Origin of the sequence: Micromonospora mirobrigensis, assembly GCF_900091555.1 — a bacterium.
GTDB lineage: Bacteria > Actinomycetota > Actinomycetes > Mycobacteriales > Micromonosporaceae > Micromonospora > Micromonospora mirobrigensis.
The window spans coordinates 553,021-564,316 of sequence record NZ_FMCX01000001.1 but is presented as its reverse complement, the minus strand read 5'-3'; the positions used below and the strand labels follow the sequence as shown (position 1 = coordinate 564,316).

The window sequence follows — 11,296 nt, the reverse complement described above, 5'->3', positions numbered from 1 at the left end:
TCGGGTATCGGGCCGGTCTGGGGGTGGCACCGGCCGCTCTGCCCACGGTTATCGCACAGTCCGACCCGCGAAAGCAAGTGCCATTGATTCACCAGGCTTCGGAATTAGTGGTCCAGATAAAAGCCTGCGACGGAATCCGTATCAGGCGGTGCCCCAGGTGTAGGTCTGCTTGCGCAGCTTGAGGTACACGAACGCCTCGGTGGCGAGCACGCCGGGAACCGCCCGCAGCCGCTGGAGGATCTCCAGCAGGTGCGCGTCGTTGCGGCACACCACCTCGGCCAGCAGGTCGAAGGAGCCGGCGGTGATCACCACGTAGTCGATCTCGTCGATGTCGGCCAGCCGGTCGGCGACGGCCTCCAGGTCGCCGTCGGTGCGCAGGCCCACCATGGCCTGGCGGGGGAAGCCCAGTTGGAGCGGGTCGGTGACGGCGACGATCTGCATCACCCCGGCGTCCAGCAGCCGCTGCACCCGCTGGCGCACGGCCGCCTCGGAGAGCCCGACGGCCTTGCCGATCGTCGCGTACGGGCGGCGGCCGTCCTCCTGCAACTGCTCGATGATCTGCTTCGCCACGTCGTCGAGCAGTGCGTGACTGGAACCTTCACGCACCGTGACGCGGCGACCGCCGTTGCCGCTCTCCTGTTGCCGTACGACCATGGTCCGCTCCCGGTGTCCGAATCTCCGTGCCGAGCGTAGTGCGTTGGCGCAGTCTGCCGTAATCCGTGGCCAAGGGCTATTCCCGCAACGGAATCCCTTGTAAGCGAGGTCACCTCATGTCAGGATCAGTCGTCCATCGCCTGAAGACCCTCCCGCCGGCGCGCCACCCCCGTCCCGCCGCCGACGATGACCCCCCTAGGAGTCGTCACATGCGTAGTCCCCACCGATCCCTCACTCGGCGTGGTCTGCTCACCGGCACTCTCGGTTCCGCCGCGCTGCTCGCCGCGGGTGGCACGCTCGCGGGCTGCGGCACGAAGGGCGCCCAGCAGACCGAGGCCGGCTGCAAGAGCGACGACGTGTCCGCCACGGAGAAGAAGCTGGCCTTCTCGAACTGGCCGCAGTACATGGACGTCGACGAGAAGGACGAGTCGAAGCGCCCCACACTGGACGCGTTCATCGCCAGGTCGGGCATCCAGGTGACGTACACCGAGGACGTCAACGACAACAACGAGTTCTTCGGCAAGGTGCAGAACCAGCTGGCCGGCTGTCAGAGCACCGGCCGCGACATCATGGTGCTCACCGACTGGATGGCCGCCCGGATGATCCGGCTCGGCTGGATCCAGAAGCTGGACAAGGCCAAGATCCCGAACGTCGAGGCGAACCTGCTCCCCTCGCTGCGCAACCGCTCCTTCGACTCCGACAACCAGCTCGCCGTCCCGTGGCAGTCCGGTCTGGCCGGTCTGGCCTACAACGCCAAGGTGACCAAGGAGATCCGCACCGTCGACGAGCTGCTCACCCGCCCCGACCTGAAGGGCAAGGTGACCGCGCTGTCGGAGATGCGCGACACCATGGGCCTGCTGCTCCAGTCGAACGGGCACGACCCGGCGAACTTCACCGCCGCCCAGTTCGACGACGCGCTCAACAAGCTCAAGAAGGCCGTCGACAGCAAGCAGATCCGCAAGTTCACCGGCAACGACTACGCGCCGGAGCTGGCCAAGGGTGACATCGCCGCCTGCATCGGCTGGTCCGGTGACGTGATCCAGCTGGGCTTCGAGGACGAGAAGATCAAGTTCGTGGTGCCCGACTCCGGCGTGATGCTCTGGTCGGACAACATGCTCGTGCCGAACAAGGCCACCCACAAGGCCAACGCCGAAGAGCTGATCAACTACTACTACGAGCCGGCGGTGGCCGCGAAGCTGGCCGCGTTCGTCAACTACATCTGCCCCGTCAAGGGCGCGCAGGCCGAGATGGAGAAGATCGACCCGGAGCTGGCCGCCAACCCGCTGATCTTCCCCGACGAGGGGATCCTGTCGAAGTCCAAGGTCTTCATGGCCCTGGACGAGAAGCAGGAGAAGGAGTACGAAACCAAGTTCCAGCAGGTCATCGGGGCGTGAGGCAGATGGGCGCGAAGGCACAGGAACGCGACACCCCGGCCGGCGACCTGAGGCTGGCCAACCTGACCAAGCGGTTCGGCATCTTCACCGCGGTCGACGACCTCAGCCTGACCATCCCGCAGGGCTCCTTCTTCGCCCTGCTCGGCGCCTCCGGCTGCGGCAAGACCACCACGCTACGGATGATCGCCGGGCTGGAGGAGCCGACCAGCGGGCAGGTGCTGCTCGGCGACCGGGACATCGCCCGGCTCCGGCCGTACAAGCGGCCGGTGAACACCGTGTTCCAGAGCTACGCGCTCTTCCCGCACCTGGACATCCACGAGAACGTGGCCTTCGGGCTGCGCCGGCGCGGCATCCGCAAGGTCACCGAGCAGGTCGACCGGATGCTCGCCCTGGTGCAGCTCGAAGGGTACGGCCGGCGCAGGCCGGCCCAGCTCTCCGGCGGGCAGCAGCAACGCGTCGCGCTGGCCCGGGCCCTGATCAACCACCCGCAGGTGCTGCTGCTGGACGAGCCGCTCGGCGCGCTCGACCTGAAGCTGCGCCGGCAGATGCAGATCGAGTTGAAGCGGATCCAGACCGAGGTCGGCATCACCTTCGTGCACGTCACCCACGACCAGGAGGAGGCCATGACCATGGCCGACACCGTCGCGGTGATGAACGCCGGCCGGATCGAGCAGCTCGGCGCCCCCGCCGACCTCTACGAATATCCGGCGACCGCGTTCGTGGCGAACTTCCTCGGCCAGTCCAACCTGCTGGCCGGCGAGGCCGCGGGCAGCGCCGGCACCGACGTGCCGGTCACCGCCCACGGCGTCCGCTTCTCGGTGCCCGCCGACCGGGCGCGGACCGACCGCGGTCCGGTCTACCTGGGAGTACGCCCGGAGAAGCTGCACCTGGTCGACTCCGTCGCCCAGGTTCCCAGTGGTCACCAGCACGTCGAGGGGGTCGTCACCGACGCCTCCTACGTGGGGGTGAGCACGCAGTACCTGATCCGGACCGGCTGGGGCAGCGAGATCAGCGCCTTCGTGGCCAACACCGGCGCCGGTCGGCAGCTCCCGGTGGGCGCCCCGGTGGTGGCGCACTGGGACGCGCGGCACGCCTTCCTGCTGCCCCGGGAGGCCGGCGCCGACTCCGACCGCACCACGCCGCTGCTCGACGAGCAGCCCCCGGTCGGGGCTCTGTCGTGAGCGCGAGGAGTGAGCCGGGTCTGCGAGCCCCGCAGTCGCGAACAGGGGAGGCCCTGCAATGACGGCGCTGGCCCACGTACCGACCACGTCGGGGCAGTCGGCGGTTCCACCGCCGGCACCCCGGCGGGGCCGGCGCCGGCTCCTGCCCTACCTTCTCCTGCTGCCCGGCGCGGCGTGGCTCTTCCTCTTCTTCGCCCTGCCACTGCTCCAGCTCGCCGCCGCCAGCCTCTACGACCCCAGCGGCTCGCTCTCCACCGGATACTCGCTGACCTGGGCGTTCGGCAACTACCCGGACGCGTTGCAGGCGTACTGGCCGCACTTCGTCCGGTCCTTCGTCTACTCGGCGATCGCGCTGGTGATCGCCCTGCTGATGGGCTACCCGCTGGCGTACGGCATCGCCCAGAAGGCCGGCCGGTGGAAGAACCTGCTGCTGGTCTGCGTGGTCGCGCCGATGTTCACCAGCTTCCTGGTCCGCACCCTGGCCTGGAAGACCATCCTGTCGGACAACGGTTGGCTGGTCGGGCTGCTGCGCGACGTGCACCTGCTCGGCGCCGACGGCCGGCTGCTGGCCACCCCGTTCGCGGTGGTGCTCGGCCTGACCTACAACTTCCTCCCGTTCCTGGTGCTGCCGCTCTACGCGAGCCTGGAGCGGCTGGATCCCCGGCTGCTGGAGGCGGCCAGCGACCTGTACGCCAGCTCGTGGGCGGCGTTCCGCCGGGTCACCCTGCCGCTGTCGATGCCCGGCCTGATCGCTGGCACGCTGCTCTTCTTCATCCCGGCCACCGGTGACTACATCAACGCCGAGCTGCTCGGTACGCCCAACGAGTACATGATCGGCAACGTCATCGACTCGGCGTTCCTGGTCCGGCTGGACTACCCGCAGGGCGCGGCGCTGTCGTTCCTGCTGATGGCGGCGATCCTCGCGGTGGTCTTCCTCTACCTGCGTCGCGCCGGCACGGAGGAGGTGCTGTGAGGCTGTCCCGTTGGCTGGCCGACCGGTGGGTGATGATCGTCGCCCTGCTGGTGCTCGGCTACCTGTCGCTGCCGATCCTGGTGGTCGCGGGCCTGTCGTTCAACCGCCCCTCCAGCCGGCTGTCGTACGACTTCCACGAGTTCACCCTCGACAACTGGCGTAACCCGTGCGCCACCTCCGACATGTGCGACGCCGTGGTCCGCAGCGTGCAGATCGGTTTCATCGCCACCGCCGTCTCCACCGTGCTCGGCACCCTGATGGCGTTCGCCCTGATCCGGCACCGGTTCCGGGGTCGCTCCGGGATCAACGTGCTGATCTTCCTGCCGATGGCCACGCCGGAGCTGGTGATGGGCACCTCGCTGCTCGCCCTCTTCGTCGCCGCCGGGGTGCCGCAGGGCTTCTGGACCATCGTCATCGCGCACGTGATGTTCTGCGTCTCGTTCGTGGTGGTGACGGTGAAGGCGCGGCTGGCCGGCATGGACAGCCGGCTGGAGGAGGCCGCCATGGACCTCTACGCCAACGAGTGGCAGACCTTCCGGCGGATCACCCTGCCGCTGGTGCTGCCCGGCATCGTGGCCGCCGCGCTGCTCGCCTTCTCGCTGAGCTTCGACGACTTCATCATCACGAACTTCAACGCCGGCACCACGGTCACCTTCCCGATGTACGTCTGGGGTGCCGCCCAGCGGGGCATCCCGCCGCAGGTCAACGTGATCGGCACGGCGATGTTCGCCATCGCGCTGCTGCTGGTCGGGGCGAGCTCGCTGCGTGGCCGGCGGGCCCGACGGGCGGCCCTGGCGGCCCCGGTGGCGGCCGTCGGCGCGCCGAAGAGCGCGTCATGACCCTTTCCCATACCGGCCGGGCGCTGGCCGACGCCGCGCCCGTGCCGTACTGGCTGGACCGCCCGGAACGCCCCGACCCGCTGCCGCCGCTGACCGGTGAGCAGACCGCCGACCTGCTCGTGGTCGGCGGCGGCTACAGCGGGCTCTGGGCGGCGCTGCTGGCCAAGCGGGACGATCCCGGCCGGGACGTGCTGCTGGTCGAGGCGGGCACCTGCGGCTGGGCGGCCTCCGGGCGCAACGGCGGCTTCTGCGCCGCCTCGCTCACCCACGGGCTGGCCAACGGGGTGGACCGGTTCCCCGGCGAGGTCGACGAGCTGGAGTGGCTGGGCCGGCAGAACCTGGCGGCGATCGCCGCGACCGTCGAGGCGTACGGGATCGACTGCGACTTCGAGCGGACCGGCGAGCTGGCTGTCGCCGTGCAGCCCTACCAGCTCGACGGGCTCGCCGAGGACGCCGCGCTGGCCCGCCGGTACGGCCACGACGTGCGGCTGCTCGACGCCGACGAGGTCCGCGCCGAGGTGGCCTCGCCGACTTACCTCGGTGGGATGTGGGACCGCGACCGGGTGGCCATGCTCGACCCGGCGAAGCTGGCCTGGGGGCTGCGCCGCGCCTGCCTGGCCGAGGGGGTGCGGGTCGCCGAGCACACCCGGGTCACCGGGCTGCGCGCCGACGGGGCCGCGCTGCGGGCCACCACCGCCGGCGGCCGCGACGGCCTGCCGGGCGCGGTCCGGGCCGGGCAGGTGGTGCTCGCCACCAACGCCTTCCCGCCGCTGCTGCGCCGGCTGCGCGCCTGGATCGTCCCGGTGTACGACTACGCGCTGATGACCGAGCCGCTGACCGCCGAGCAGCGCGCGGCGATCGGCTGGCGGAACCGGCAGGGGCTGGCCGACGTCGGCAACCAGTTCCACTACTACCGGATCACCGCCGACGACCGGATCCTCTTCGGCGGCTACGACGCCGTCTACCACTACGGCAACCGGGTCGCCCCGGAGCTGGAGCAGCGGGCGGCCACCTTCGCCGCCCTCGCCGACCACTTCTTCACCACCTTTCCGCAGCTCGACGGCCTGAGGTTCAGCCACTCCTGGGGCGGGGTGATCGACACCTGCACCCGGTTCTGCCCGTTCTTCGGCACCGCCTACGACGGGCGGCTGGCGTACGCGGCCGGGTTCACCGGGCTTGGCGTCGGGGCCACCAGGTTCGGTGCCCGGGTGATGCTGGACCTGCTCGGCGGGGTGGAGACCCCACTGACCCGGCTGGACCTGGTCCGCCGCAAGCCGCTGCCGTTCCCGCCGGAGCCCGTCCGGGCCGCCGGCATCAATCTCACCCGCTGGTCGCTGGCCCGTGCCGACGTGCACGAGGGCCGGCGCAACGTCTGGCTCCGTACGCTCGATCGTCTTGGACTGGGGTTCGATTCCTGATGCGCATCCTCCTCGTCGGCGCCGGTGGCGTCGGCTCCGCCGCCGTAGCCATCGCCGCCCGCCGATCCTTCTTCGAGACCATGGTGGTCGCCGACTACGACCTGGCCCGCGCGGAGCGGGCGGTCACCGGGCACGGTGACCGGTTCGTCGCCGCCCGGGTCGACGCCTCCTCCGCCGACGCGGTCGCCGCGCTCTGCCGGGAGCACCGGATCACCCACGTGCTGAACGCCGTCGATCCCCGCTTCGTCATGCCGATCTTCGACGGCGCGTTCGCCGCCGGGGCCGACTACCTGGACATGGCGATGTCGCTGTCCCGGCCGCATCCGGAGGCGCCGCACGAGCGGACCGGGGTGAAGCTCGGCGACGAGCAGTTCGCGGTGGCGGACCGCTGGGCCGAGGCCGGGCGGCTGGCGATCGGCGGGATCGGCATCGAGCCGGGCCTGTCGGACGTCTTCGCCCGCTACGCCGCCGACGAGCTCTTCACCGAGATCGACGAGGTCGGGGTGCGCGACGGCGCGAACCTGACCGTCGACGGCTACGACTTCGCCCCGTCCTTCTCCATCTGGACCACCATCGAGGAGTGCCTGAACCCGCCGGTGGTCTGGGAGGCCGACCGGGGCTGGTACACCACCCCGCCGTTCAGCGAGCCGGAGGTCTTCGAGTTCCCCGAGGGGATCGGCCCGGTCGAGTGCGTCAACGTGGAGCACGAGGAGGTGCTGCTCATCCCGCGCTGGGTGAAGGCGAAGCGGGTCACCTTCAAGTACGGCCTCGGCGACGAGTTCATCGAGGTGCTCAAGACGTTGCACAAGCTCGGCCTCGACTCGACGAAGCCGGTCAGCGTGCGCGGCACCGAGGTGTCGCCGCGGGACGTGGTGGCCGCCTGCCTGCCCGACCCGGCCACGCTGGGCGAGAAGATGCGCGGCAAGACCTGCGCCGGCACGTACGTCACCGGCACCGGGGTGGACGGCCGGCCGCGCAAGGTCTACCTCTACCACGTGGTCGACAACGAGTGGTCGATGCGCGAGTACGGCCACCAGGCCGTGGTCTGGCAGACCGCCGTCAACCCGGTGGTCGCCCTGGAGCTGCTGGCCACCGGCGCCTGGTCCGGCGTCGGCGTGCTCGGTCCCGAGGCGCTGCCGCCGAAGCCCTTCCTGGACCTGCTCACCGGCTACGGCTCACCCTGGGGGATGGAGGAGCGGTGACCCGCTACGGCCCGATGTACGGCCCGGACGTGACGTTCCTCGGCGTGCCGCCGTGCGCCATCGAGGAGCCGGTGACGTACGCCGACGCCGACGTGGTGATCGTCGGCGCGCCCTTCGACGGCGGCACCTCGCACCGTCCCGGCACCCGGTTCGGCCCGTCCGCCATCCGGCAGGCCTGCTACCTGCCGCACGACGGGTCCCGCCCGTCGCTGGCGCTGCGGGTCGACGCCCTGCGGGATCTCTGCGTCTACGACGCCGGTGACGTGGAGATGTTCGGCGGCGACATCGAGCGGTCGCTGCACGCCCTGGAACAGGCGGTGCACGCCGTCGCCGCGGCCGGCGCGATCCCGGTGGTGCTCGGCGGCGACCACTCCATCGCCCTGCCCGACGCGACCGGGGTGGCCCGCCACCACGGGCTGGGCCGGGTGTCGCTGGTGCACTTCGACGCGCACGCCGACACCGGGGACGTCGAGTTCGGCTCGCTGCACGGGCACGGCCAACCGATGCGCCGGCTCATCGAGTCCGGCGCGGTACGCGGCGACCGGTTCCTCCAGATCGGCCTGCGCGGCTACTGGCCGGGGCCGGAGACGCTGACCTGGATGGCCGAGCAGCGGATGCGCTCGTACGAGATGACCGAGCTGGTGGCGCGCGGCCTGGACGAGTGCCTGACCGAGGCGTTCCGGACGGCCACCGACGAGTGCGAGGGGGTGTTCCTCTCCGTCGACGTGGACGTGGTCGACCCGGGCATGGCGCCCGGCACCGGCACCCCGGAGCCGGGCGGGCTCACCTCCCGGCAGCTGCTCGACGCGGTCCGCCGGGTCTGCTACGAGCTGCCGGTGGTCGGGGTGGACGTGGTGGAGGTGGCCCCCCCGTACGACCACGCCGACATCACCGCCTACCTCGGCAACCGGGTGGTGCTGGAGGCGTTGTCGGCGATCGCCCGCCGCCGCCGGGACGCGGCCGGTGGGTCGCCGTGGGACCCGCGCCAGCCGCTGCTCGACGACCGCTGACCTGGTCGCGGCCGTCCACAAGGGCCGTCCGACCGGCTCGTTCATCGTGGTACGACCGTGTTGACCAGGCCGGACGTCCGTCGCCGTGGCCTGCCGGTCGGTGATCGCACGGCCACCGATCGACGATCATGAGAAGAGGTAAGCCCCTTTCCGCCGCAGGTGGGGGCCACGAGACTCGGCTGCGTGACGCAGATGCCGCCGTACTCCGGCCCGCCCCAGCCGTATCCCGTCCCACCGGCCGGTGGCCGCCCCGGGTGGTTCCACCGGCTCAGCCCCGGCCGCCGGGTCGGGGTGCTCGTCGGTGGGGTGCTGATGTCCGTGCTGCTGCTCTGCTGCCTCGGTACGGGGATCGTCGCCGCCTTCACCGATCCCGCGCAGCCGAAGGCCACCGGCGCCGACCGCACCGCCGGCCGGGCGGCGCCGGTCGCCGAGCAGCCCATCACGCTGCCGAGCACGTCGGAGCCGACCTCGCAGGCGCCGGAGACCACCGTCCCCAGCCCGACCACCACCAGCCCGGCCGCCCCCAGCCCGACCACCGCCCGCCCCACGCCGTCGCCCACCCCGGCCGCCCCCAAGGTGACCACCCGGACGGAGACGGAGACCCGGCGGATCGGGCACGGCACCCGGACCGTGGAGGACTCCTCGCTGGCCGAGGGGAAACGGGTGGTGCGCACCGAGGGCGTCGACGGGGTACGCACGCTGACCTACCGGGTCACCCTCACCGACGGGGTACGCACCGGCCGGACGCTGGTCCGCTCGGCGGTGACCCGCAAGCCGGTGACCGAGGTGGTCGCGGTCGGCACGAAGCAGGAGCGGCAGTGCGACCCGAACTACACCGGCTGCGTGCCGATCGCCAGCGACGTCGACTGCGCGGGCGGTAGCGGCAACGGCCCGGCGTACGTCAGCGGCCCGATCGACGTGATCGGCAGTGACATCTACCGGCTCGACAGTGACAAGGACGGGGTGGCCTGCGAGGACTGAAACGGGCATTGACAGCCGTCGTACGACTCGTGATCATACGGTGACGCTGCGGCCACACGGGGGACCGCGGCACGATCACCGGAGGACCTTCATGGGTCGAACCCTGTCCGCCTTCGTTCTGGGCGTGACCGCCCTCGCCGCTGCCGTCCTGGTCGACACGGCACCCGCGTACGCCGCCACCGAGCAGCTGCGCCTGGACTTCGACGCCACCCCGACCGGCCAGGTCGAGCCGGGGCCGTGGACATCCGGCTGCTTCGCCGACGTGGCCACCCCGGGCGACTCGGGCTGCATCGCCGTGAGCGCCCCGGGCAGCATCTCCCGGGCGACCCGGCCCAGCGGCACCGGCACCAGCCCGGCGCTGGCCTTCCCGGCCTCGGGCAGCGCCGTGATCCAGGTGCCGGACGCCGCAAACCTCAACCCGGGAACCCAGGACTTCACGATCAGCGCCCTGGTCAAGATCACCTCTGGTCAGGTGACCAGCGGGGCGAACCTGGTGCAGAAGGGCCTGTTCGCGGACCCGGCGCAGTGGAAGCTCCAGCTCGACGGCGGCAAGCCGGGTTGCCGGATCGCCGGCCTCAACAGCCAGGGCACGGCGGCCACGCCCGTCCTGATCACCGCCGACGCCTCGATCGCCGACCAGGGCTGGAAGTTCGTCCAGTGCAAGCGGCGCGGTGACGTGCTGAGCCTGATCGTCGGCGCGGACACGGTGAGGACCGCGACCGGCGCGACGATGAACATCAGCAGCACCGCCAAGGTCAACATCGGCGCCAAGGGGCCCGGCCTGACCAACAACGACCAGTTCCGGGGCGAGCTGGACAACGCCATCTTCAGCATCGGCTGACGTTCACCCCGGCTGACACCGCCGGTCACCGCGAGCGCTCCTCGCGGTGACCGGCGCGGGGCGACGTCGCGCGTCGTCTTCGACTATCGTCCCGTCCGGACTTCGAACGGGGGCGGCGTGGCGATCAGGTTGTTGCGGTTTCTCACCGCCGTCGGCATCTTCATGCTGGCCTTCGGCGTCGGCCAGCTGGTCGACGGCAACGTGCTGCCCGGCGTCGGGCTGACGGTCGCCGGGGTGCTGCTCGGGATAGTGCCGATGGTGCTGCTGGTCCGGGCGCTGCACGGGTCGGGCTCGGGGCGGCCCTTCGCCTCGCCCGCCATGGCGGTTCCGGCGCTGCGTCGCGGCGCCCGCGTCCTCGCCGGCACGCTGTTCGCCTGGAGTCTGCTCCCGTTCCTGGCCGCCGGCGCGCTCGTGCTGGTCTTCTACCGGATTCCCAGCCGCGACGGTGGCAGTACCGGTCAGATCGTCACGATGGTGGTGCTGGGCTGCGCCCTCGCCATGGTTCCCGCGACGCTCGGCTTCGGGTTCCTGCGCTGCGGCTCGCTGCTGCTGCGCGGCGACACCGAAGGCGCCGAGGGCGCCCTGCGGCTCAACTGGATCCTCCTGGCGATCGGCGGGATCACGGCGATCGCCGCGTTCAGCGACGACCGTCCCGGCTACGGCACGGTCGCGCTGGTGGCGGCGGTGGTGGCCGGCGCGGCGCTGGTCGTCAACGTGCTGCTCGGGTTCTTCCTTCTCCGGGTCGTCGGGGCCGAGCAGGCGAACCGCCCGTCGACGGTGCACGAGGTGGCGTGACCCGCGCC

11 protein-coding genes are annotated in these 11,296 nt (G+C 71.2%); 10 read left to right on the top strand and 1 reads right to left on the bottom strand.

What is annotated here, in order from left to right:
- Positions 1-141: 141 nt before the first annotated feature.
- Positions 142-654: an Lrp/AsnC family transcriptional regulator gene (locus tag GA0070564_RS02695; protein WP_091601929.1), complete on the bottom strand. Its 513-nt coding sequence runs from the start codon at positions 652-654 to the stop codon at positions 142-144.
- A gap of 209 nt (positions 655-863) precedes the next feature.
- On the opposite strand from GA0070564_RS02695, the gene GA0070564_RS02690 reads away from it, so the two are divergent.
- The 10 genes from GA0070564_RS02690 to GA0070564_RS02645 all read left to right on the top strand — a co-directional run bounded on the left by GA0070564_RS02690 (position 864) and on the right by GA0070564_RS02645 (position 11,288).
- Positions 864-2,048 (top strand): ABC transporter substrate-binding protein, encoded by a 1,185-nt coding sequence (locus tag GA0070564_RS02690; protein ID WP_091601927.1) that lies wholly within the window; start codon positions 864-866, stop codon positions 2,046-2,048.
- Between the two features lie 5 nt (positions 2,049-2,053).
- Complete coding sequence (locus GA0070564_RS02685; protein WP_091601924.1) at positions 2,054-3,229, top strand: ABC transporter ATP-binding protein; 1,176 nt, start codon at positions 2,054-2,056, stop codon at positions 3,227-3,229.
- Positions 3,230-3,287: 58 nt separating this feature from the next.
- Positions 3,288-4,202, top strand: coding sequence for an ABC transporter permease (locus GA0070564_RS02680; RefSeq protein ID WP_091601921.1), 915 nt, complete (start codon positions 3,288-3,290; stop codon positions 4,200-4,202).
- A complete protein-coding gene (locus tag GA0070564_RS02675; protein WP_245669791.1) occupies positions 4,199-5,041 on the top strand; it encodes an ABC transporter permease in 843 nt (280 codons plus the stop codon). The genes GA0070564_RS02680 and GA0070564_RS02675 overlap by 4 nt, the downstream gene beginning before the upstream one ends.
- Positions 5,038-6,459, top strand: coding sequence for an NAD(P)/FAD-dependent oxidoreductase (locus tag GA0070564_RS02670; protein WP_091601919.1), 1,422 nt, complete (start codon positions 5,038-5,040; stop codon positions 6,457-6,459). Before GA0070564_RS02675 ends, GA0070564_RS02670 begins: the two co-directional genes overlap by 4 nt.
- Complete coding sequence (locus GA0070564_RS02665; RefSeq protein ID WP_091601917.1) at positions 6,459-7,661, top strand: saccharopine dehydrogenase family protein; 1,203 nt, start codon at positions 6,459-6,461, stop codon at positions 7,659-7,661. The genes GA0070564_RS02670 and GA0070564_RS02665 overlap by 1 nt, the downstream gene beginning before the upstream one ends.
- Entirely contained in the window at positions 7,658-8,671 is a 1,014-nt protein-coding gene (speB, locus tag GA0070564_RS02660) for an agmatinase (protein WP_091601914.1), read from the top strand. Before GA0070564_RS02665 ends, speB begins: the two co-directional genes overlap by 4 nt.
- 192 nt (positions 8,672-8,863) lie before the next feature.
- Entirely contained in the window at positions 8,864-9,652 is a 789-nt protein-coding gene (locus GA0070564_RS02655; protein ID WP_218104885.1) for a G5 domain-containing protein, read from the top strand.
- Between the two features lie 91 nt (positions 9,653-9,743).
- Entirely contained in the window at positions 9,744-10,493 is a 750-nt protein-coding gene (locus tag GA0070564_RS02650) for a LamG-like jellyroll fold domain-containing protein (protein WP_091601911.1), read from the top strand.
- Positions 10,494-10,610: 117 nt separating this feature from the next.
- Positions 10,611-11,288, top strand: coding sequence for a hypothetical protein (locus tag GA0070564_RS02645; RefSeq protein WP_091601909.1), 678 nt, complete (start codon positions 10,611-10,613; stop codon positions 11,286-11,288).
- Positions 11,289-11,296 lie beyond the last annotated feature (8 nt).